This window comes from Pseudomonas sp. Lb2C2, assembly GCF_052112205.1.
Lineage (GTDB): Bacteria > Pseudomonadota > Gammaproteobacteria > Pseudomonadales > Pseudomonadaceae > Aquipseudomonas > Aquipseudomonas kilonensis.
The window spans coordinates 666,382-690,020 of record NZ_JAUTYW010000003.1; the positions used below are offsets into that span (position 1 = coordinate 666,382).

A 23,639-nucleotide genomic window follows, 5' to 3' on the forward strand; every position below is an offset into this window, starting at 1 on the left:
AAATCCACTGTGGGAGCGAGCTTGCTCGCGATGGCAATAGTGTAAACACCACAACCCTCAAGCCTCGCTGGTGTCCTTGACCAAATGCGCCGCCAATGTGCGCAACGGACCGAGCTGACGGCAGATCAACCCCAATTGCGTCTGCACCAACCGCTGGCCTTCGTCGATCTCATCGGGCATCTGCTCAAGCTCATTGGCCAGGGCCTCCTCCTCGTCGCTTTGGACCACAATCGGCGTTTTACTCGCCAGGCCCTGGGCGATTTCGTCGATGCTCGTTGCCAGCTTCACCCCCGCACCATCGATCAGTTGCTCGCGCACCTGCGCCGGCAGTTCGGTGCCCCGGTGGGCGCCCAGGCCCGACAGGTAGCTGAGCAGGGTGTGGGACAGCACCAGGAAACGGAACCCTACATCGGCTTCCTTACGGAAATGCCCCGGTTCCATCAGCATGTTGGCCAGGGTGGTGGACAACGCGGCATCGGCGTTGTGGGCGTTGCGTCGGGCCAGGCGATAGGCCAGGTCGTCGCTTTTGCCGGCGGCGTACTGCTGCATGATCTGGCGCAGGTAGATGCTGTTGCAGGTCAGCGTATTGGCCAGCACCTTGTTCAGCCGACGGCCCTGCCAGTCGGGCAGGAACAGGAAGACCGCCAGCCCGGCAATCAGGCTGCCGAGCAAGGTATCGAACAGCCGCGGCAACAGCAGCCCGTAGCCGTCGCCCACCTGGTTGAAGCAGAACAGCACCATGATGGTGATCCCCGCTGTCGCCAGGGTGTAGCGGGTGGTGCGGTTGGTAAAGAACACCACCCCGGCGGCAATGGCGAAGCTCGATTGCACCAGCGGGTTGGGAAACAGATCGAACAATGCCCAGGCCACCGTCAGGCCGATGGCGGTGCCGATGATCCGCTGGCCGAGCTTGCGCCGGGTGGCGCCGTAGTTGGGTTGGCACACGAACAGCGTGGTGAGGATGATCCAATAGCCCTGGGACGGGTGGATCAGATGCACCATGGCGTAGCCGACACTCAGGGCCAGGGGCAAGCGCAGGGCATGCCGGAACAGCAGCGAGGTGGGCGTGAGCTGCGTACGCAAGCGCAGCCAGACATCCTTGAGGTTACGCGGCGAACGGTCGAGCAGGCTGCTGTCGGTGGCGTCGGCCAGGGCGTCGGGGTTGCTCGCGTCGCTGAGCAGGCGGTCCATGGTGGCAAGGTTCACCGACAGTGCCCGCAACGAACGCAGCAAGCCGCGCCAGGCCGGGTTGCTCTGGATGCGCAGGTGTTCGAGGGAGGCGTGCAGGTCGTTGAGGGCCTCGGCAAAGGTGGCGTCGTAGACGAACGGCTGACGCAGTTGGATCGACTCTGCCAGTGCCTGGCAGGCCTTGCCTTGCTGACGCAGCAGGCGCTGGCAGCGGAACAGCACGTCGCTGTGGAAGAAGGCCTCGGCCAGGGCGTTGTAGGGGTAGTGAGAAGAGCTGGCGCGTTCGTGGATGTCCTGGGCCAGGAAGTACAGCTTCAGGTACCGGCTGACTTTCGAGCCGGGGCGGCCATTGCCCACGCGGTGCAGGATGATTTCCTTGGCGCTGTTGAGTGCAGCGACCACCCGGCCGTTTTGCTGGGCCAGTTCCAGGCGGCGGGCTTCGACGTCCAGTTGGCGGATCGGCTCCAGGAGCGACGATTTGAGTTTCAGGTAGCGCCCCAGTTCGCGAAACAGCCGCGCCAGGCTTTGTTGCACCGGTTGGTTGGAAAACAACGCCTGCCACAACACCGACAGCAAGCCGTACCACGCGGCACCGGCGACCAGCAGCAGGGGTTCATGCCAGAAATCGTTGACGGCGCCGCCGCGCTGGTCCACGCCGATCATGGTGTAGACCGAAAGAATCAGCGTGGCCGAGGCGATGGCGCCATAGCGCTCACCCAGGGCGCCCAGCATGGTCAGGCCAAAGGCCGCCAGGGCCAGGGCGATGATGAACAGGACGGGGTAGGGGAACAGCAGCTCCACCGACAACGCCGCGACGGTGAAGCACACCAGGGTCACGGCCAGCGCGTTGAGGCGGCCCTGCCAACTGTCGTCCGTCTCGGCCAGGGCGCTGGCGATGATGCCCAGGAACAAGGGAATCAGCAGCGCCATTTCATCCAGGTACCAGCACAGCCCCATGCTGCCGGTCAGGGCGATGAAGACCCGCACGCTATAACTGAACTTATCCAACGCCCAAAGGCGACGCAAAGACTGACTAAACGAGTTCGCTGACATGAAGTGCACGGGCCTGACGGGCAATGACGCTAAGTTGAGGCAGTAATGACGCCGACGCAATGGCGGCGATCACATCTGACAGCAAAAAGTGTTCCGACGTATACCGCTGAGCCCCTGTGGGAGCGAGCTTGCTCGCGATAGCGAAGGTTCAGTCAACATCAATGTGACAGAACTGCCGCCATCGCGAGCAAGCTCGCTCCCACAGGGTTATTGCCCACATTCGAATCGTGTTGTGTCAGACGTACTGCGCCGCCGCATAACCCGACGCCCACGCCCACTGGAAGTTGAACCCGCCCAGGTGCCCGGTGACGTCGAGCACTTCGCCGATGAAATACAGCCCGGGGCTTTTCAGCGATTCCATGGTCTTGGACGAGACTTCCCGGGTATCGACGCCGCCCAGGGTGACTTCGGCGGTGCGGTAGCCTTCGGTGCCGGCGGGGACGACGTTCCAGCTCGCCAGTTTCTCGGCGATGTCTGCCAGCTCCGCATGGGTGTACTGCTTCATGGGTTTGGACACGAACCAGGTGTCCGCCAGCAGGTTGGCCATTTTCTTGGTGAACAACTCGCCCAGCAACGTCTTGAGTTCGCTGTTGGGGCGTTCGGCCTGCTGCTGTTGCAGCCATTGCGGCACATCGTGGTCGGGCAGCAGGTTGATCTGCACCGTGTCCCCCGGTTCCCAGAACGAGGAAATCTGCAGGATCGCCGGACCGCTCAGGCCGCGGTGGGTGAACAGGATGTTCTCGCGAAAGCTCTGGTCGTTGCAGCTCACCAGGCAATCCACCGAGGTGCCCGACAGTTCGGTGCAGAGGGTCTTGAGCTGGTCGGTGATGGTGAACGGCACCAGGCCGGCGCGAGTCGGCAGCAGTTCATGGCCAAACTGTTTTGCCACCTGATAGCCGAAACCGGTCGCCCCCAGGGTCGGGATCGACAGCCCGCCCGTGGCGATCACCAGGGACTGGCAGGCGATGGCGCCGAGGGTGGTTTGCAGCAGGTAGCCGCTGTCGGTTTTTTCGATCTGCGTGATCGAGGTGTCCAGATGCAGGCTGACGCCGGCCTGGTCGCATTCATCCAACAGCAGGCCGAGGATGTCGCTGGATTTGTTATCGCAGAACAACTGGCCGAGCTTTTTCTCGTGATAGGGCACGCCGTGCTTGGCCACCAGGGCGATGAAATCCCACTGGGTGTAGCGGGCCAGGGCCGACTTGCAGAAGTGCGGGTTCTGCGAAAGGAAATTGCCCGGCTCGGTGTACATGTTGGTGAAATTGCAGCGCCCACCGCCCGACATGAGGATCTTCTTGCCGGCCTTGTTGGCGTGGTCCAGCAACATCACCTGCCGCCCGCGCGCGGCCGCGGTCAGCGCGCACATCAACCCCGCGGCGCCAGCGCCAATGATCACGACTTCGGTAGAGCGCAAAACGGTGTCCTCTCAGCTTTCCCACATAACTGAATGTGGGAGCGAGCTGTGTGGGAGCAAAGCTTGCTCGCGATCCAGGCGCTGCGGTCCTCAAGAGACCGCGGCGTTTTCATCGCGGGCAAGCCTTGCTCCCACACAGCTCGCTCCCACAGTTTGATCTCTGTTCGTCAGGCGATCGGTTACAGGATCCGCACCCGCAACGAGCGGCCCTTGATCTTGCCATCGTTCAGGCGTTGCAGGGCCTGTTTGGCGATGCCGCGTTCCACGGCCACGTAGGCCTGGAAATCGAAGATCGCGATCTTGCCGACCTGGGCGCCGGGGATGCCGGCCTCGCCGGTCAGGGCGCCGAGGATGTCGCCGGGGCGGACCTTGTCCTTGCGACCGGCACCGATGCACAGGGTGCTCATGGCCGGCAACAGCGGGCCGCCGCCTTGGGACTTGAGGTTGTCCAGTTGGTCCCAGCTCAGCGGCGACTTCTGCAGTTGCTCGATGGCCTGGGCGCGGTGGGCTTCGGATGGCGCCACCAAGCTGATGGCGATGCCTTTCTCACCGGCGCGGCCAGTGCGGCCGACGCGGTGGATGTGGATTTCCGAGTCCCGGGCCAGTTCGACGTTGATCACCATGTCCAGTGCATCGATGTCCAGGCCGCGGGCCGCCACGTCGGTGGCGACCAGCACCGAGGTGCTGCGGTTGGCGAACATCGCCAGCACCTGGTCGCGGTCGCGCTGTTCCAGGTCGCCGTGCAGGCCGACGGCCGAGATGCCCTTGGCCGTCAAGTGGTCGACGGTTTCCTGGACCTGCTGCTTGGTGAAGCAGAACGCCACGCAAGAGGCCGGGCGGAAATGCGCCAGGACCTTGACCACTGCGTCCATGCGCTCCTCGGGGGAGATCTCGTAGAAGCGCTGCTCGATCTGCGCATCGGAGTGGAACGCTTCGGCCTTCACTTGCTGCGGGTTACGCATGAACTTGGACGACAGTTGCTTGATGCCGACCGGGTAGGTGGCGGAGAACAGCAGCGTCTGGCGGCGTTCCGGGGTCTGCTGGATGATGTCTTCGATGGCGTCGTAGAAACCCATGTCGAGCATGCGGTCGGCTTCGTCGAGGATCAGCGTGTTGAGGCCATCCAGAACCAGCGAGCCCTTGCGCAGGTGCTGCTGGATGCGTCCAGGGGTGCCGACGATGATGTGGGCGCCGTGTTCCAGGGAGGCGATCTGCGGGCCGAAGGACACGCCGCCGCACAGGGTCAGGACCTTGATGTTGTCTTCGGCGCGGGCCAGGCGCCGGATTTCCTTGGCGACCTGGTCGGCCAGCTCACGGGTTGGGCACATCACCAGCGCCTGGCAACCGAAGAAGCGTGGGTTGATCGGGTTCAGCAGGCCGATGCCGAAGGCGGCGGTCTTGCCGCTGCCGGTCTTGGCCTGGGCGATCAGGTCCATGCCCTTGAGGATCACCGGCAAGCTTTGCGCCTGGATCGGCGTCATCTGGGCATAACCGAGTGATTCGAGGTTAGCCAGCATGGCGGCGGACAGCGGCAAAGTATTAAAAGCGGTGGCAATGGTGGTCACGGGACTGGCCTGCAAAACAAAATGTCGCGCAGTGTAGCAGCCTCGTGCCACTTTCTTCGAAAGTTCTGGACGAGCTGTGAGGGCAGGGCCTGCCCTGGGGGGCTGGCAATTCCAGAACTGTGGGAGCTCTGGAGCTCTGAAACTGTGAAACTGTGGGAGCAAAGCTTGCTCGCGATGCAGGCGATGCATTTCCCCCAGAAACACCGAGTCGCCTGTATCGCGGGCAAGCCTTGCTCCCACAAGTGTCTTGCTCACCACAGAGGCTACGGTCTAATGCTCGATATGCTCATCCGGCCGCTTGTCCCGTCGCCCATCCTGCTTCGACAGTTGGGAAAAAATCGTCGCCGCCAGCATCGCCATGATCCCCACCGTCACGAACGTCAGCTGGAACGCCCCCAGTACGGTTTCCACCCCGTCGTTGCCTACCTGGGCGGTAAAGCCGCCGAGCAAGGCGCCGGCGCAGGCCACGCCGAGGCTCAGGGACAGCTGCGCCACCACCGACAGCAGGCTGTTGCCGCTGCTGGCGCTGGCGTCGTCCAGGTCGATCAGGGTCACGGTGTTCATCGCGGTGAATTGCAGCGAGTTGATCGCCCCCAGCACCGCCAGTTGCGCCAGCAGCAGCCAGTACGGCGTCTGTTCACTGACCAGGCCCATGCTTGCCAGCATCAGGCCCAGGGCCAGGGTGTTGCCGGTCAGGACGATGCGATAGCCCAGGCGTTCGATCAACGGCCGGGCCACGGACTTGGCGACCATGGCCGCCGCCGCCAGGGGCAGCATGCTCATCCCTGCCTGGGACGGTGAATAACCCAGGGCGACTTGCAGCAGCAACGGCACCAGGAACGGCAGGGCGCCGCTGCCCAGGCGCGCGAACAGGTTGCCAAGAATGCCCACGGCGAAGGTCCGGGTCTTGAACAGTGATGGCGGGAACAGCGCGTTTTCGACGTGCCCGGCCCGCAGCCAATAGGCCGCCAGGCAGGCCATGCCGCCGAACAGCAGCAGCATCACGCGCAGGTGCGGCAGGTGCAGTTCACCCAGGCCCTCCATGGCGATGGTGATCAGCACCATCGCCGCGCCGAACAGCAGGAACCCCAACCCATCGAACCGCGTGCGCTCGCTGCCCCGCAGGTCGGGGATGAACTTCCACACGGCATAACAGCCGATCACGCCCACCGGCAGGTTGATGATGAAGATCCAGTGCCAGGTCAGGTATTCGACCATCCAGCCACCCATGGTCGGCCCGATCAGCGGGCCGAGCAGGCCGGGGATGGTGATGAAGCCCATGATCCGCACCAGTTCCGAGCGCGGATACGCCCGCAGCACCACCAGCCTGCCCACCGGCAGCATCAGCGCTCCGCCCAGGCCCTGGATGACCCTGGCGCCGATCAGCATGCTCAACGAACTGGACAAGGCACACAGCAACGAGCCGAAGCTGAACAGCAGGATCGCCCCGAAGAAAATCTTCTTGGTGCCGAAGCGGTCGGCAATCCAGCCCGAGGCCGGGATCAGCAACGCCACGGTGAGCATGTAGGCAATGATCACGCCCTGCATGCGCAGCGGGTTTTCCGCCAGGTCGCTGGCCATGGCGGGCAGGGCGGTGTTGAGGATGGTCCCGTCCAGGGACTGCATGAAGAAGGCAATCGCCACCACCCACGGAAGCCAGCGGGCGGTGACGGCGTCGAGCGGTGCACGGTTGGGCATGGGACCTCTTGTTTGTGTTCGGGTGTCTGTTGGCTTCATCGCGGGCAAGCCTTGCTCCCACACGTACGGCGCACATCCTGTGGGAGCAAGGCTTGCCCGCGATGCTTTTTTACAGCGTCAAAGTCAACCGCTTGACCAGCGCCCCCGGCAACAGCATCGAGGCCGTGGCCCGCTGGCTGTAGGTGCTGGCCGAGAGCAGCAGTTCCCGCTCCCGGGTCAGGGCTTCGAGTTGCGAGCCGAGCAGGCTGTAGACGCTGTCGTCGAAACGCATGGTGCTGACCGGCGCCACGATCTGGCCGTTCTCGACCCAGAACGTGGCGAAGCGGGTCATGCCGGTCAGGCGGGCGGCCGGTTGGTCCGAGTAGTTCAGGTACCAGAGGTTGCTGATGTACAGCCCGGTGCCAAGTTGCTCGAGGATGTATTTTTGCTCCAGTTGTCCGCCCTGCATGTCCAGCGCCGTGGGGTATTCGTAGCTGCTGGCGCCGTTGGCGGCGAGGCCGTATTCGGCTGCGCTGCGGGAGTTGACCAACTGCGCATTGGCCGTGCCTTTGGCGATCAGCGCCAGGTCATCGCGGGGATAACCTTCGTCGGAAAACGCCGGGCTCAAGGAGCCACTGACCTGCTCGCTCAGCCACACGTTGGGGCTCAGGCTTGCTTCGTTGGCGTAGAACTTCTGCAACGGGCTCTGCTTGCTGGCAATCGCCCGGGCCGAGAACCCACCCCAACTGAGCATGCCCATGATCTCTTCCAGAGCGGCCGGCGCCAGGTAGGCGCGGTATTCGCCGGGCGGCAATGTGCGCAGCGGACGGCCGAGGAACGCCAGTTGCTCGCGGGCCTGCTCGAAGCGCCGGGCAAATCCTTCGCTGCTCCACGCATGCCCGGCGTAGCTGGCTTTTACCGCCTGGCCGTTTTCATGGAACAGGCTGAAATCGAAGTTGAAGCTGTTGGCCTGATGCCAGCCGAATCCTCCCGATGAACTGGCGAAACCCCGGCTGATGGGCCCGGCCGCATAGAACCCCACCAGGTCCAGGCCTTCGGCGGCGCGGGTGATTTGCGCCACGGCCTGCTCGGTGTCAGGCAACGGATGGTCCTGCACGTTATGGCTCTGCCAATGGTCGGGGTTGAGCAACAGATACGGATCGCGAGGCAGCAGCGGCAAGGTTTCGCGCAGCTGTTGCAGGCCCTCGGACAGGCGTTGCAGGTCGGTCTCGGTGTCGCCGGACAAGGTGATCTGCAGGTCGGCGTGACGCCCGTCGTCGATCAATTTGAAACTGACATTGGCCTGCTGCACCTGCCCGGCCTGGCGCACCTTGGCGTGGTTGAAACGCACGAAGGCCGAGGACTCGGCGGCATAACCCAAGGTGAACTGTTCCTGCTCATGCAGGGCATCGCGCAGCCAGTCGACCAACACCTTGAATGCCTCGGCCTGATTATTGACGGTGCTCATATCAGGCATCCCCCCCAAACACATCCACGTTGCTGAACACACAGGCCGGCGACGCATGGCCGACGCGGATGACCTGGTTCGGTTCGCCCTTGCCACAGTTCGGCGTGCCCAGGACCCGGGAGGTACAGGCATCGCCCACGGCGCGCAGGCTCTTCCAGAATTGCGCGGAAATACCCCGGTAGTTGGGGTTCTTCACCACGCCCTTGAGCTCGCCGTTCTCGATCAACTGGCCCCACTCGCAGCCGAACTGGAATTTGTTGCGGGCGTCGTCAATGGACCAGGAGCGGTTGGTGCGCATCAGCACGCCGTGCTCGGTGCCTTGGATCAGTTGTTCCAGGGACTGGTCGCCGGGTTCGATGTTCAGGTTCGCCATGCGGTCGATGGGCGGACGATTCCAGCCGCAGGCGCGGCTGTTGGCGACACCGTCGAGGCCGGCGCGGAACTGTGACAGCGCGCCGCCCAATGGACGCAGCAACAGGCCTTCACGAATCAGGAACTGCTTGCTGGCGGCGCTGCCGTCGTCATCATGGCTGTAGCTCGCCAGTTCTTCGGGAATGTCCGGGTCGAAGGTCACGTTCAACAGGCTGGAGCCATATTGCAGGTGGCCGAAATCGCTGGCCTTGACGAAGCTGGTGCCGGCGTAATTGCGCTCGTCCCCGAGGATGCGGTCCAGTTCCAGCGGATGACCGATGGACTCGTGGATCTGCAGCATCATCTGGTCGGGCATCAGCAGCAGGTCGCGGGGGCCTTGTGGTGTGTTTGGCGCCAGCAGCAGTTGCAGGGCCTGGTCGGCGATTTTCCGGCCGGCGCCGATCAGGCCGCTGCGGCTGATTACATCGAAGCCGCCTTGCTGGCCGAAATTTTCCCGGCCCAGGGTACGGGTCTGGCTGTCGTTGCCGTCGAAGGCGGTGACTTCCAGAGCCGGGTAGATGAAGCGTTGGGCCTGGCGCAGTTCAGCGCCGGCACTGTTGAGGTAGATCTGCTCGACCTGGGTCAGGCCGATGCTGGCTTGCCAGTTCACCAGGCGCTCGTCCTGGGGCACTGCGGCTGATTCGTCGCCGAGCAATTGGTAGCAATCGCTCAGTGGCGGGAAGGCCTGGTCGAAATTCGGCGAGAAGTAATCGGCGCGGTCGCTGGACACCGCTTGCTCGCGCAGGTCCAGCAGGGCATGGGGCTTGAGCCCGCGCGCATGTTGCTCGGCGCGTTCCAGTGCCGCTTGCAGGCCGGCCTGGGACAGGTCGTTGGTAGCGGCATACGCCTCGACCCCGTTGACCCGCACGGTGAGCATCGCCCCTTCATCACGGCCCAGGCTGGGCGGTTCGGCGACATTCTTGCGCACCGACAAATGCTGGCCGGACTCGCGCACGTAACGCAGGGAAAAGAATTCAGCGCCCGTGCGCAAGGCAGCAAAACGCTGCTTGAGCTGGGGGTGGAAGTCGAACATGGAACCTCCTTGTCTGGAGTGACGATGCTGCGAGGTGCGGCGTGTTGACGCGGTGGCTCTAGAGTAGGCCTGGGGCGGGGGAGGGATCAAGGCAGATGGGAGTTTTGGGGTGTCAGGTTGGCCGCCATCGCGAGCAGGCTCGCGATGGCGGCCCTGAGGCTTACTGGGCGTTAGGCCCCACTTCACGCATTGGCTTGCCACGCACCGGCGCATCGCCGGCCACGAAGTACGATGCGGTGCTGCGTGGCAGGGGGTTGCGGCCGCGGATTTTGTCGGCGATTTTCTCGGCGATCATGATCGTCGGCGCGTTCAGGTTGCCGGTGGTGATGATCGGCATGATCGAGGCATCCACCACGCGCAACCCTTGCATGCCGTGCACACGGCCTTCGCCGTCCACCACCGCCATGTCATCGGTGCCCATCTTGCACGAGCAGGATGGGTGGAACGCGGTTTCGGCGTGCTCGCGGATGAACTGGTCCAACTGCTCGTCCGTCTGCACCTCGATGCCCGGGCTGATCTCGCGGCCACGGAACGGATCGAGCGCCGGCTGCTGCATGATCTCGCGGGTCAGGCGGATGCCATCGCGAAATTCCTGCCAGTCCTGCTCGGTCGCCATGTAGTTGAACAGGATGCTCGGGTGCTGGCGTGGGTCCTTGGACTTGGCCTGGATCCGGCCACGGCTTGGCGAGCGCATGGAACCCATGTGCGCCTGGAAACCGTGTTCCTTCACACCGTTGCTGCCGTTGTAGTTAATCGCCACCGGCAGGAAGTGATACTGGATGTTCGGCCAATCGAATTCCGGACGGGTGCGGATGAAACCGCCGGCCTCGAACTGGTTGCTGGCGCCAATCCCGGTGCCGTTGAACAGCCACTCGGCACCGATGGCCGGCTGGTTGTACCAGAGCAGCGACGGATACAGGGAAACCGGTTGGGTGCAGGCGTATTGCAGATACAGCTCCAAGTGGTCCTGCAGGTTTTCACCGACGCCTGGCAGATCGTGAACCACCGGGATGTCGAGGCTTTCCAGCAGCTTGGCTGGGCCGACACCGGAACGCTGGAGGATCTGCGGCGAGGCGATGGCGCCGGAGCACAGCAGCACTTCCTTGCGTGCCCGGGCTTCGACGCGCTCTTCGGCGGCGCCCACCAGGTAACGCACGCCGACTGCACGTTTGCCTTCGAACAGGATCTTGTCGGTCAGGGCGTGGGTGACGATGGTCAGGGTCGAGCGCTTCTTGGCGACGTCCAGGTAACCGCGCGCGGTGCTGGCGCGACGGCCGTTGGGCGTGACGGTCCGGTCCATCGGGCCGAAACCTTCCTGCTGGTAACCATTGAGGTCTTCTGTACGCGGGTAACCGGCCTGCACGCCGGCTTCGACCATGGCGTGGAACAGCGGGTTGTTGCCGGCCTTGGGCGTGGTCACGCTGACCGGGCCGTCGCCACCGTGGTAATCGTTCGGGCCGATGTCGCGGGTTTCGGCTTTACGGAAATACGGCAGGCAATCGAGGTAGGTCCAGTCTTCCAGGCCCGGCAGCTTGGCCCAGTTGTCATAGTCCAGGGCGTTGCCGCGGATGTAGCACATGCCGTTGATCAGCGAAGAACCACCCAGGCCCTTGCCGCGACCGCATTCCATGCGGCGGCCATCCATGTGTGGCTCCGGGTCGGTTTCGTAGGCCCAGTTGTAGCGCCGGCCTTGCAGCGGGAACGCCAGGGCGGCAGGCATTTGCGTGCGGAAGTCCAGGCGATAGTCCGGACCGCCGGCTTCGAGCAGCAGGACGGTGACGCCTTCGTCTTCGGTCAGGCGGGTGGCCAGGGTGTTACCGGCCGAACCGGCGCCGATGATGATGTAATCGAATTCTTGGGACATGAAATGCACCCTCTTCTGGAATTGGGTTCAGGGTTGGCGAGTGCTTTGCACTCGATCGCGAGCAAGCTCGCTCCCACAGGAGATCTCATCCCAATGTGGGAGCGAGCTTGCTCGCGATGGCGGCCTGGCCGGCGAAGCAAATGCCAGATCAGAACACCGACGTGTAATCGCCCAACTCGACCTGTACCGATTTGATGCGGGTGAAGTTGTTCAGCGAGCTGATACCGTTCTCACGGCCCACGCCTGATTGCTTGTAGCCACCGACCGGCATTTCAGCCGCCGACTCACCCCAGGCGTTGATCCAGCAGATGCCGGCTTCGAGCTGGTGGATCACACGGTGGGCGCGGTTCAGGTCGCGGGTCACGACGCCGGCGGCCAGGCCGAAGTCGGTGTCGTTGGCGCGGCGGATCACTTCTTCTTCGGTGTCATAGGTGAGGATGCTCATCACCGGGCCGAAGATTTCTTCACGCACGATGGTCATCTCGTCGGTGCAATCGGTGAACACGGTCGGGGCGACGAACGCGCCCTTGGCCAATTCGCCGTCGGTCAGGCGACTACCACCGCACAGCAGGCGCGCGCCTTCGGCTTTACCTTTCGCGATGTAGCCCAGCACGCTTTCCATGTGGGCGAAGCTCACCAGCGGGCCGAAGTTGGTGTTTTCGTCCTCAGGATTACCGATGCGGATGCGTGCCACACGCTCGGCGATCTTGGCTTCGAAGGCCGCCTTGAGGTGGCTCGGCACGAACACCCGAGTGCCGTTGGTGCAGACCTGGCCGGAGCTGTAGAAGTTGGCCATCATCGCGGTGTCGGCGGCGCGATCCAGGTCGGCGTCGTCGAAGATGATCAGCGGCGACTTGCCGCCCAGCTCCATGGTCACGTCCTTGAGCGAAGAGCTCGAGGCGCTGGCCATGACTTTCTTGCCGGTGTCGGTGCCGCCGGTAAAGGAGATTTTCTCGATGCGCGGGTGCTCGGTCAGCCAGGTGCCGACTTCACGGCCGCTGCCGGTCAGGACGTTGAACACACCCGCTGGAACACCGGCCTCGGTGTAGATCTCGGCCAGTTTCAGGGTGGTCAGCGAGGTGACTTCGCTCGGCTTGAAGATCATCGCGTTACCGGCCGCCAGGGCTGGGGCGGATTTCCACAGGGCGATCTGGATCGGGTAGTTCCACGCGCCGATACCGGCCACCACGCCCAGGGGCTCGCGACGGGTGTAGACGAATGAAGTGGTGCGCAGCGGAACCTGTTCGCCTTCGATGGCCGGCACCAGGCCGGCGTAGTATTCCAGCACGTCGGCACCGGTGACGATGTCGACGTAGCGGGTTTCGGAGTAGGCCTTGCCGGTGTCCAGGGTTTCCAGGGCGGCCAACTCATCGTTGCGCTCGCGCAGGATGTCCACGGCGCGACGCAGGATGCGCGAGCGCTGCATGGCGGTCATGGCGGCCCAGACTTTCTGGCCCTTTTCGGCGCTGACCACGGCGCGCTCGACGTCCTCGAACGTCGCACGCTGCACTTGGGCAAGAACTTCACCGTTGGCAGGGTTGATGGCTTCGAAAGTGGCGTCGCCGCTGGCATCGCTGTACGCGCCATCGATGTAGAGTTTTTGCAGTTCGAAACGGGCCATAAAGTCCTCGCAAGTGCATAAGTGGTTGGCTGACCACCGGAGCGTGTCGTTTATAGCTGACTACGCGGTTCGGCGGCGGTTCAGGAGTCGAGCGGTTCTGTGTGCTCTGGTGCCCCTGCTTTGGCCAGTTGGAAATCCATGTATTCGTAAGCGATCTGGTGCGCCTGGGCGGTATCGAACGCGTCTCCCGACAGCGCTCCGCGCAGCCACAAACCGTCAATCAGCGCGGCCAGGCCCCGTGCTGCGCTGCGCGCCTGATCAACGGGCAACACGCGGCGGAACTGGCAACACAGGTTGGAATACAGACGGTGATCGTTGATCCGCTGCAACCTGTGCAAAGACGGGTGGTGCATGCTGGTGGCCCAGAAGGCCAGCCAGGTTTTCATTGCCGGGCCATTGACCTGGCTGGCGTCGAAGTTGCCTTCGATGATCACCTTGAGGTGAGCCCGGGGGCTTGTGTCCTCCAGCGCCTGGCGGCGCGCGGTGACGTTCTCGCTCAGGACAGTCATCAGGTACTGGGCCGTGGCCGCGATCAGGCCATTCTTGTCCTGAAAGTAGTGACTGATGATGCCGTTGGAGACACCGGCCAAACGGGCGATCAGCGCAATGCTGGCGTCCCCCATGCCGACTTGATCGACCGCTTGCAACGTGGCTTCGATCAGTTGTTGGCGGCGGATGGGTTGCATACCGACCTTGGGCATCTAGCACATCTCCTTAGGCCATCCGGCGCACGAATGTCGTCTGCCGGAACGAAAGCCAGTCTATTTTGTTTTGATTGAACGTTCAATCAACAAAAAATAAGTTCTATGACAAGTCGTCGCTATTTGCCGGGGCGAGGACTTTTGGGGATGTCTTTATAACACTCGTCGGTTGGCATGTAGGCCAAATGCGCTTGATAGCTGGAATACCGTTCAGAACCACTCAAACAAAAACGCCGCGTTCATCTCGCGGCGTTTTTGCTGGCGTTGGCTTAGCCCAGGTTCTTGCCCAGCAGTGCGTGGTACAGCTCGCTGTCGCCCAGGATCCCGACGACTTGCTGGTTATCGTGAAGCACCAGTTTGTTGCCGGTCTGGTAGCGAATCTGCAGCGCGTCGCGCATGCCGATGTTGGAGTCCACCAGGGTCGGACGCCGGCCCAGCTCTTCGACGGCTTGCCCCGGTACCCAGTTTTGCAGGTCCAGTGCCGTGCCGTTCTGCCGGGCGCCCTTGATGGTGTTGCCTTCGGCCAGGTCGAGCCAGGAGTCGCCGCCCGGATCCAGGCACACAGAACCGTTGATGCGCTTGCAGTTGTCCAGGGTGCGCATCAGGCTGCGACCGCACAGGACGTTGAGCGGGTTGGTGTGGGCAACGAAGGTGCGCACGTAGTCGTCCGCCGGGTTCAGCACGATTTCTTCCGGCTTGCTGTACTGGATGATCCGGCCGTCTTTCATGATCGCGATACGGCTGCCCAGCTTCAGGGCTTCGTCGAGGTCGTGGCTGACGAACACGATGGTCTTGCTCAGCTTGCGTTGCAGTTCCAGCAGTTCGTCTTGCAGGCCCTGGCGGATCAGCGGGTCGAGGGCCGAGAACGGTTCATCCATCAACAGGATGTCGGCGTCCATTGCCAGGGCGCGGGCCAGGCCGACCCGTTGCTGCATGCCGCCGGACAACTCGTCGGGCTTCTTGTTGCGCCATTGGGTCAGGCCCACCAGCTCCAGCTTCTCATCCACCAGCTTGCGGCGTTCTTTCTCAGGACGGCCCTGCATTTCCAGACCGAAGCTGATGTTCTCGCGCACCGTCAGCCAAGGCATCAGGGCGAACTTCTGGAACACCATGGCGATGCGCTTGGTGCGCATCATCTTCAGTTCGGCGGGGGTGCAGGAGGCGATGTCGATCTGCCGGCCTTCGTGTTCGACGAACAGCTTGCCGCGGCTGACGGTGTTCAGGCCGTTGATGCAGCGCAGCAGGCTGGATTTGCCGGAGCCGGACAGGCCCATCAAGACACAGATTTCGCCTTTCTCGATGTCCAGGCTGGCTTTTTCCACGCCGACGATTTGCCCGGTTTTCTTCAGGATTTCGTTGCGAGTCATGCCCTGGTCGAGCAGCTTGAGCGCTTCGCGTGGATCCCTGGCGAAGATCACATCGACGTCTTCAAAACGAATTATGCTCATGCGTCACCCCCTACTTTGGCGTCGGGTTGTTTGCAGATTCGGTCGAGCATGATTGCCAGCAGGACGATCGCCAGGCCGGCTTCGAAGCCCAGGGCGATATCGGCGGTGTTCAGTGCGTTGACCACGGGTTTGCCCAGGCCATCGGCACCCACCAGCGCGGCGATCACCACCATCGACAACGACAGCATGATGCACTGGGTGATACCGGCGGCGATGCTCGGCATCGCATGGGGCAGTTCAATGCGCGACAGGAGCTGGCGACGGGAGCAGCCGAAGGCTTTGCCGGCGTCCATCAGTTCGTCCGGTACGTCGCGGATGCCCAGGTAGGTCAGGCGGATGGGCGCGGCAATCGCGAATACCACCGTGGAGATCAGGCCCGGGACCACACCCAGACCGAAAAGGGTCAGGGTAGGAATGAGGTAGACGAAGGTCGGTACGGTCTGCATCAGATCGAGCACCGGACGCATCATTGTGTAGAACATCGGCTTGTGCGCGGCAACAATGCCCAGCGGCACGCCGATCAGAACACAGACCAGGGTCGCGAACAGCACCTGGGCGAGGGTTTCCATGGTCTCCTGCCAGTAACCCAAATTGAGAATCAGCAGGAAGGACGCGATGACGAATACGGTCAGGCCCCATTTGCGCTGGATGAAGTGCGCCAATAGCGCGATGAGGCCGATCAGGGCCAGGGGGTTGAACCAGGTCAGCGCAAACGTCACGCCGTGAATCATCGTTTCCAGGAACAGCGCGATTGCGTCGAAGGTGTTGGCGCCGTTTTGCGTCAACCATTCGACAAAGCCCGCGATGTACTGGCCCAAGGGTATTTTCTGATCAATGAGCATGGTAGTGAACGTCCGCATGCAAGGGATAAACAGCCCGGGCGAGCGAACCCGCCCGGCATAACATAAACAGTTATTGCGCGAGCTTGGCTTTCACGGCTTCCAGGCCAGGTTTACCGTCAATGGTGGTCACGCCAGCCAGCCAGGTATCGAGTACCTGTGGGTTTTTCTTCAGCCAGGCCTTGGCGGCGGCCTCAGGCTTCATCTTGTCGTCGAGCACGTTGCCCATCAGTGTGCTTTCCATATCGACGGTGAACTCCAGGTTTTTCAACAGCTGGCCAACGTTGCTGCATTCCTGGCTGTAGCCCTTGCGGGTGTTGGTCGCCACGGTTGCGGCACCGAAGTCGGGGCCGAAGAAGTCGTCGCCGCCGGTCAGGTATTGGATTTTGAAGCGGGTGTTCATCGGATGTGGCGCCCAGCCGAGGAACACCACGTCGGTGCCGCGCTTGGCGGCGCGGTCGACCTGCGAGAGCATGCCGGCTTCACTCGACTCGACGACTTTGAAGCCCGCGTCCTTCAGGCCGAAGGCGTTCTTTTCGATCATGCTCTGGATCAGGCGATTGCCGTCGTTGCCAGGCTCGATCCCGTAGATCTTGCCGTCCAGCTCTTTCTTGAATTTGGGGATATCGGCGAAGTCGTGCAGGCCTTTGTCATACAAACCCTGGGGGACGGCGAGGGTGTACTTGGCGCCCTTGAGGTTGGTGCGCACGGTTTCCACGGTGCCGGCTTCGCGGTACGACTTGATGTCGTTTTCCATGGTCGGCATCCAGTTGCCGAGGAACACGTCCATGTTCTTGCCGTCGGCCAGGGACTTGTAGGTCACGGGCACGGAAATCATGGTGGTCTTGGTCTTGTAGCCGAGGGCGTCGAGCACCACGCTGGTGGTGGCGGTGGTCACAGTGATGTCGGTCCAGCCGACGTCGGAGAAGTTGACGGTGCTGCACTGTTCGGGTTCAGCAGCGTTGGCCAGCATCGGAAGACTCAGCATGGCGGCCAACAACAACGATGTGGAACCTTTCATGGGTGGACTCCTGGTGTTTTATCGGCGGTGTCCGGTCAGGACGCCGCGCTTATGGGATGTTGCGGTTGGTGGCGCGTGGGCACTCTCTGACACGCGGCCTTGCAAACGAGCCGTAACCGATCATGTACCAGTGCAAATCTGACGCCTACAGGGTGGGTCGTATCCAGTACAGGGAGGGTCGCATCCAGTGTTGGTGACGTCGTTTACAGATTTTTTCCGCCCCTGATGGGCCCCTGATACGCAGAAAAACGCCGCAAAGCCGGGGGCAGGACGGGGCGGCGCTGCTGGGCATGATTGCGTCGGTGTCAGACGTCGGGCGCCATGACAAAAACCGGATGATGCGGCCATCCCGGCGTTGAGCGTAGCAGCTCCGTCACCGGACGCTCCTGCGCCCGGATGTGCCTGTTCTGGAGGTTCTCGGCAATGGCAATCAGCGTTTTCGACCTGTTCAAAATCGGTATCGGCCCGTCCAGCTCACACACCGTGGGCCCCATGCGTGCCGCCGCATTGTTCGTGCAAGGTTTGCGTGAGCGAGGACTTTTGGAACAAGTAGCGCGGGTGGAAGTTCAGCTCTACGGGTCGCTTTCGGCCACTGGCATCGGCCATGGCAGCGATAACGCGGTGATCATGGGCTTGATGGGCGAGTGGCCGGATGCAATCGACCCGTCGCAGATCGGCCCGTGCATCGAGCGGCTGCGTGAAACCCAGGCCCTGCTGCTCGACGGTCGCCTGTCGGTGCCGTTCATCTGGTCCCGGGACATGCGCCTGATCGACGAGAACCTGCCGTTCCATCCCAATGCAATGACGCTGGTGGCCGAGGCCGCCAACGGCGAGCTGCACCGTGATACCTATTACTCGGTCGGCGGTGGTTTCGTTGTCGATCAGGCCCAGGCCACCAGCGGTGTAGTGGACCTGGATCGCACCGAACTGCCTTACGATTTTTCCAGTGCCGAAGAGTTGCTCCAGTTGTGCCGCAGCCACAACCTGCGGGTGGCCGACTTGATGATGGCCAACGAAAAGGTCTGGCGTTCGGAAGACGAGATTCGCAGCGGCCTGATGAAGCTCTGGCGGGCCATGCAGGATTGCGTCGAGCAGGGGCTCAAGCATGAAGGCATCCTGCCGGGCGGTTTGAATGTGCGTCGGCGGGCGGCCAAGTTGCATCGCAGCTTGCAAGAATTGAACAAACCCAATGTCATCGGCTCGACCCTCAGTGCCATGGAGTGGGTCAACCTGTTCGCCCTGGCGGTCAACGAAGAGAACGCCGCCGGCGGGCGCATGGTCACGGCGCCGACCAATGGCGCGGCGGGGATCATTCCGGCGGTGCTGCATTACTTCATGAAGTTCAGCGAAGCGGTCACCGACGCCAACGTCGTGGATTACTTCCTCGGCGCGGCGGCCGTCGGGATCCTGTGCAAGAAGAACGCATCGATTTCCGGCGCCGAAGTCGGTTGCCAGGGCGAGGTGGGATCGGCTTGCGCCATGGCGGCGGCCGGTCTGGCGGAGATCCTCGGGGCCACGCCGGAACAACTGTGCAACGCGGCGGAAATCGGCTTGGAACACAACCTCGGCCTGACGTGCGACCCAGTGGGCGGCCTGGTGCAGGTGCCGTGCATCGAGCGCAACGCGATCGCCGCGGTCAAGGCCATCAACGCCGCCCAAATGGCCTTGCGCGGGGATGGCCAGCATTTCATCTCCCTGGACCGGGTGATCCGCACCATGCGTGATACCGGTGCCGACATGCATGACAAATATAAAGAAACCTCGCGCGGCGGCTTGGCGGTCAGTGCGGTGGAGTGCTGAAACCTTGTTTGCACAACGCTCTGTGGCAAGAGGGTTTTCTGTGGGAGCAAGCTTTGCTCCCACAGATGATTCCCTTTATCCACAAGAGCGAAAACCGCTCGTAAAATGAACACCGATCTGCGAACGCGCCACCTTTTAGCGCGTCGCAAACAGACAAGCCCCCTGTTGTCGAGCCAGCCGCTGAATCACGCTCGACCGTCCGTCATCCGCACCTGTGGTGATACTCGTTGCGCAAGCGGCGCAGCCCAGTTCCCACAAGTGCTACCGAACTGCTCACGGCCCGCTGTGACAGGTGCCTGCCGCCCTTGATGGCGCTCATAACCCGTAGTCGATGCACGCCTTATATAGACAGGTCGTGATGTCGTTTTCAGGATTTATTGAACGCGTATTCAATTTTAGGCATGGCAATTGCTCTATTGCTGTAAAGCCCAGCTCCTTTGTGAGAACGAGGGCAATAACCAATAAAAAGAGCCTCCGCCTGAGGCCATCACCCGCTTTGTGTGAGGAGATACCGCGATGACGACGTCCAACTCCGGGGCCCAACCCCAGAACCGTGCGCCTCAATCCATCGGCTTTTTGCTGCTGGACAATTTCACGCTGATTTCCCTGGCGTCCGCGGTAGAACCGCTACGCATGGCCAACCAACTCTCCGGTCGCGAGCTGTATCGCTGGACGACCCTTACAGTCGATGGCGGCCAGGTCTGGGCCAGCGACGGCTTGCAGATCACCCCCGACGCCTCCATGCACAAGGCGCCGGCCCTGGATACTGTCATCGTTTGTGGCGGCATCGGCATCCAGCGCACCGTGACCCGCGAACACGTGTCTTGGCTGCAAGGCCAGGCCCGCCAATCCCGTCGCCTCGGCGCGGTCTGCACCGGCAGTTGGGCCCTGGCCTGCGCCGGCCTGCTGGACGGTTTCGATTGCAGCGTGCACTGGGAATGCCTGGCGGCAATGCAGGAAGCTTTCCCACGGGTGTCGATGAGCACCCGTTTGTTCACCCTTGACCGCAACCGCTTCACCAGCTCCGGCGGCACCGCGCCGCTGGACATGATGCTGCACCTGATCAGTCGCGATCACGGGCGTGAGCTGTCGGCGGCGATCTCGGAAATGTTTGTCTACGAGCGTATCCGCAACGAACAGGATCACCAGCGTGTACCGCTCAAGCACATGCTCGGCACCAACCAGCCGAAGCTGCAGGAAATCGTCGCGCTGATGGAGGCCAACCTCGAAGAGCCGATCGACCTGGACGAACTGGCGGTGTACGTCGCCGTGTCCCGGCGTCAGTTGGAGCGGCTGTTCCAGAAATACCTGCACTGCTCGCCATCGCGCTATTACCTCAAACTGCGGCTGATTCGTGCACGGCAACTGCTCAAGCAGACGCCGATGTCGATCATCGAAGTGGCCTCGGTGTGCGGCTTCGTCTCCACCCCGCACTTCTCCAAGTGCTACCGCGAATACTTCGGCATTCCACCACGGGACGAGCGCGTCGGTTCCAACACCACGCAACAGGTGGCGATGATGCCTCTGCCGCAAGCGCTGGTGCTGTCGCCATTGTCCGGGCCGCTGTCGGCGTTGAGCCAGGCGCGTAATGAGTCGACGTTTGCCAGTGTGAGGCTCTGAGACCGTAGCGCCTTCATCGCGAGCAAGCTCGCTCCCACAGTTGGATTGGGGTTTGGCTGGAGAGACAGGTCGGCTGTCAGGCCGCCTCGCGAGCAAGCTTTGCTCCCACAGGACCTGCTCAAACAAGTCTGATGGGTGTACGACCGGGAGAGCCAGGTCGGCTACTAGGCCGCCTCGCGGTGGACGTTGATCTCGGCGCCCCGTTAACCACGCTGGCCGAACGCAGGCATTGCGCAGTGGGCAACCCGGCATGGATGCCGGGTTAGCCGCGCTGGGCCATGGATGGCCCTTCGCGGCGGGCCCACGGAACAATGCCTGCGTTCGGGCATGCCGAGCCTAAGCGAGGCACCGAGTGGTGGGGCAGAAGCGCTTTGGTTACTTTCGACTGGGCCGGCTTCCGGGCTTTTCGAAAGTGACCCGCTGTAAAAGCGGAACCATAAGTGGCCGTTACCGCAGCAACGGATATGTACTCAGTCAGGCCGCCATCGCGAGCAAGCTGGCTCCCACAGGTTTTGTGAACGACACAGATCCTGTGGGAGCAATTGGGTTCTGTCAGGCGCTATGGTTTTGCTGGTAATCCGTCAGAGCCGGCAACAGCTGCTTATCGATCGCCTGGCGCACCGCCGGCAGGATGGTGGCGCTGCTGGTGTACATCTCCTTGACCATCCGCCGCAATTCATTGGCACGGACGGTGTCCAGCCCCCGCACGGCACACTCGCACGCCTGCTCGGCGGTGGAGCCACTGGGTATTTGCAGGCCGAGGGCCTTGAGATGGCCCAGCAGGTCTTCCTGGTCGATCAAATCGGCGTACATCATGACGCTTTTCCTTGTTCAGGGATTGGGGTCGTGTCTCGATTCTGGTAGCCACCCGAAGCGGCGGCAAGGGCAAATGGTCGCAATGTCATGAATGACTATGGAGGCGTCGTTTTCGGCTAACTTGCACGGGGTTGGACTGGGCACACTGGCCCCAAGCTGAATCACGATGGTTTGGTCACCCTCGCGCGACAGCTCCTCCAGTAACGCTCCTGCCCCGATCCTGTCACGGCTTGATCGGGGATTTTTTTGCCTGTGAATCAGGGAAAGCTTGGGTGTCTGGTGGATTGTCATCGCGAGCAAGCTCGCTCCCACATTAGATTTTGTGAACGACGCAGAACCCCTGTGGGAGCGAGCTTGCTCGCGATGAACGATGACGCGGTCTAGCGCTGCAGAACCAGAATCCGCGACAGCAACTCATCCCGATCCACATAGCACCCCTGGAAATGCCGGGCCCCGGAAGCCGGGTCGAAGGCATTGCGGGCGTGGAGCGTGCGGCGGTTGTCGAAGCACCAGAGCTGGCCGGGCTCGAGACGCTGTATCAGGCGAAATTGTGGCTCGCGGGTCAGGGCGATGAAGCGGCGGTAGGCGCGGTAAAGCCTGGGCATCTGCTCGGCCGAGGTGTCGAACGGCCCGCGCAGGAAGTTTGCCATGCGGATTTCCGAAACCTGCCCCAAGGCGTCCAGCGCGATGATCGGCGCCAGGCAGCGGTAGTCGCTGCGACGGTCCTTGTTGCGAAATTCCACCGGGATCCGGCACAGCGCGTCGAAGGCCTCGGGGTCTTCCTGGCGCAGGGTCTCGGCAATGGCAAAACCGTCGACAAAAATGCTCTCGCCACCGTCGGCGTCATTCACCAGGCAATGCAGGAATTGCAGCCCCGGCTGCAATTCCCGGGTCGGCAGGTCGCTGTGCAGCGGCAGGTTGAAGGCGGTGTAGGCGTTGCTGTCGGCATCGGCCTTGGACTGCACGTTGAACAGCACGCCGAAGTTGCTCTCGCGGATGAAGGAAATGCGTTGGGCAACCCGTTTCAGCGAACCGGGTTCGGTGGGCACGCCGCGCACCTGGGTCAGGCCGATGTCGCGGACCGCCAGCAACCATTGCAACAACGCATCGTCATCGTCCATCAGCGCCGGGTAATCGAACACTGGCAATTGCAGGTCGTGCCGCCACAGTTGGCGCCGGGGCTTGTTCGCCAGGCGCTCGGCGCGGGATTGGTCATCGTAGGCGTGGGCGCGCAGCCAGCCGGGGTCGAAACGGCTCTGGTGACCGTCCTGCCAGTCCACGCACAGGCAACCTTCGTCGTCGAGGCGGGTCGCACTGGGGGTCATGTCTTCAGGGACGTCGACGATCTCCAGCACCTGCTCGCGGGTGACGCTGTAGACGCATTGGGCGCACGGGCAGTTGTCCCGCAGCCACGGGTGATGAAAGGGGCTGGTCCGGCCGTCGGCCCACGTCACTTGCACCCGGTCGGCCAACGGCGTGGCGGCGGTCAAGGGGAAGATCAGGGGATAACGGCGGAAGTCGGCAAAAGCGGCGGCGGTGTTCATGGCGATCTCCTGTTCGCGGCTTATCGGGGGAGAGGCAGGGCGATGATTCGGCCGATGTACAGCGGCGGCGGCAGGTCGGATTGTTCGTCGAGCAGGGCGCTGAGCCGGCCCAGGGCCTGTTCGGTGAAAGGCGCCGAGCGCGGGCCGGCCAGGTCGACGTGCAGCAGCATCTGTTCATTGCCAGCCAGCTCTTTATCTCCGCCGACCAGATGCAGGCTGTGGTAGAGGTGCAGGCGTTTGGCGTCGTGGCCGATGATGTGCGTGTGCACCTCGACCTGGGCGTCGAGCTTCACTTCGTGCAGGTAGTTGAGGTGAAGTTCGAGGGTGAATAGCGAGTGGCCGCTGGCTTCGCGGTTCTGGCTGTCCAGGCCGAGCCGGTCCATCAGCGCGTCGGTGGCGTAGCTGAAGATCAGCAGGTAGAAGGCATCGCGCAGGTGGCCGTTGTAATCGACCCATTCGGGGAGGATGCGGGTTTGGTAGGTGGTGAGGGTGGGCATGATTCTGGTCCGACAATTGTAGTGATTGGGCTGGTGCTATCGCGAGCAAGCTCGCTCCC

17 protein-coding genes are annotated in these 23,639 nt (G+C 62.6%); 2 read left to right on the plus strand and 15 right to left on the minus strand.

Features of this window, described 5'->3' with window-relative positions; genetic code table 11:
• Positions 1-57: 57 nt before the first annotated feature.
• From yccS to Q7F16_RS11395, 12 genes are all read right to left on the minus strand, one after another.
• Positions 58-2,241 (minus strand): YccS family putative transporter, encoded by a 2,184-nt coding sequence (gene yccS, locus Q7F16_RS11340; RefSeq protein ID WP_046063281.1) that lies wholly within the window; start codon positions 2,239-2,241, stop codon positions 58-60.
• A gap of 235 nt (positions 2,242-2,476) precedes the next feature.
• Entirely contained in the window at positions 2,477-3,655 is a 1,179-nt protein-coding gene (locus tag Q7F16_RS11345; protein ID WP_046063282.1) for an NAD(P)/FAD-dependent oxidoreductase, read from the minus strand.
• A gap of 179 nt (positions 3,656-3,834) precedes the next feature.
• Entirely contained in the window at positions 3,835-5,172 is a 1,338-nt protein-coding gene (dbpA, locus tag Q7F16_RS11350; protein WP_233903712.1) for an ATP-dependent RNA helicase DbpA, read from the minus strand.
• A gap of 318 nt (positions 5,173-5,490) precedes the next feature.
• Positions 5,491-6,957 carry a multidrug transporter subunit MdtD gene (gene mdtD / locus Q7F16_RS11355; protein ID WP_148272481.1) on the minus strand — a complete coding sequence of 489 codons (1,467 nt, stop codon included), beginning with the start codon at positions 6,955-6,957 and terminating at the stop codon, positions 5,491-5,493.
• A 70-nt stretch (positions 6,958-7,027) separates the two neighbouring features.
• Positions 7,028-8,365 (minus strand): TldD/PmbA family protein, encoded by a 1,338-nt coding sequence (locus tag Q7F16_RS11360; RefSeq protein WP_409555796.1) that lies wholly within the window; start codon positions 8,363-8,365, stop codon positions 7,028-7,030.
• A gap of 1 nt (position 8,366) precedes the next feature.
• On the minus strand, positions 8,367-9,809 hold the full coding sequence (locus tag Q7F16_RS11365) for a TldD/PmbA family protein (protein WP_409555797.1): 1,443 nt from the start codon (positions 9,807-9,809) through the stop codon (positions 8,367-8,369).
• Between the two features lie 160 nt (positions 9,810-9,969).
• Complete coding sequence (gene betA, locus Q7F16_RS11370; protein ID WP_409555798.1) at positions 9,970-11,673, minus strand: choline dehydrogenase; 1,704 nt, start codon at positions 11,671-11,673, stop codon at positions 9,970-9,972.
• Positions 11,674-11,821: 148 nt separating this feature from the next.
• A complete protein-coding gene (betB, locus tag Q7F16_RS11375; RefSeq protein WP_204127293.1) occupies positions 11,822-13,294 on the minus strand; it encodes a betaine-aldehyde dehydrogenase in 1,473 nt (490 codons plus the stop codon).
• 80 nt (positions 13,295-13,374) lie between these two features.
• Positions 13,375-13,995, minus strand: coding sequence for a transcriptional regulator BetI (gene betI, locus Q7F16_RS11380; RefSeq protein ID WP_014340607.1), 621 nt, complete (start codon positions 13,993-13,995; stop codon positions 13,375-13,377).
• A gap of 269 nt (positions 13,996-14,264) precedes the next feature.
• The gene (choV, locus tag Q7F16_RS11385) at positions 14,265-15,443 is read right to left on the minus strand and encodes a choline ABC transporter ATP-binding protein (protein ID WP_409555799.1); all 1,179 of its coding nucleotides are present in this window, start codon (positions 15,441-15,443) and stop codon (positions 14,265-14,267) included.
• A complete protein-coding gene (choW, locus tag Q7F16_RS11390) occupies positions 15,440-16,285 on the minus strand; it encodes a choline ABC transporter permease subunit (RefSeq protein ID WP_014340605.1) in 846 nt (281 codons plus the stop codon). The genes choV and choW overlap by 4 nt, the downstream gene beginning before the upstream one ends.
• A gap of 70 nt (positions 16,286-16,355) precedes the next feature.
• A complete protein-coding gene (locus Q7F16_RS11395) occupies positions 16,356-17,303 on the minus strand; it encodes a choline ABC transporter substrate-binding protein (protein ID WP_018612347.1) in 948 nt (315 codons plus the stop codon).
• A 423-nt stretch (positions 17,304-17,726) separates the two neighbouring features.
• On the opposite strand from Q7F16_RS11395, the gene Q7F16_RS11400 reads away from it, so the two are divergent.
• Both Q7F16_RS11400 and Q7F16_RS11405 read left to right on the plus strand, forming a co-directional pair.
• Entirely contained in the window at positions 17,727-19,103 is a 1,377-nt protein-coding gene (locus tag Q7F16_RS11400; RefSeq protein WP_409555800.1) for an L-serine ammonia-lyase, read from the plus strand.
• 516 nt (positions 19,104-19,619) lie between these two features.
• Positions 19,620-20,723 carry a GlxA family transcriptional regulator gene (locus Q7F16_RS11405; RefSeq protein ID WP_013694424.1) on the plus strand — a complete coding sequence of 368 codons (1,104 nt, stop codon included), beginning with the start codon at positions 19,620-19,622 and terminating at the stop codon, positions 20,721-20,723.
• A gap of 552 nt (positions 20,724-21,275) precedes the next feature.
• Here the strand turns inward: Q7F16_RS11405 and Q7F16_RS11410 are convergent.
• From Q7F16_RS11410 to Q7F16_RS11420, 3 genes are all read right to left on the minus strand, one after another.
• Positions 21,276-21,539 carry a hypothetical protein gene (locus Q7F16_RS11410; protein WP_003206350.1) on the minus strand — a complete coding sequence of 88 codons (264 nt, stop codon included), beginning with the start codon at positions 21,537-21,539 and terminating at the stop codon, positions 21,276-21,278.
• Between the two features lie 380 nt (positions 21,540-21,919).
• On the minus strand, positions 21,920-23,083 hold the full coding sequence (locus Q7F16_RS11415; protein ID WP_409555801.1) for a gamma-butyrobetaine dioxygenase: 1,164 nt from the start codon (positions 23,081-23,083) through the stop codon (positions 21,920-21,922).
• A 20-nt stretch (positions 23,084-23,103) separates the two neighbouring features.
• Positions 23,104-23,580 (minus strand): thioesterase family protein, encoded by a 477-nt coding sequence (locus Q7F16_RS11420; RefSeq protein WP_003206346.1) that lies wholly within the window; start codon positions 23,578-23,580, stop codon positions 23,104-23,106.
• Positions 23,581-23,639 lie beyond the last annotated feature (59 nt).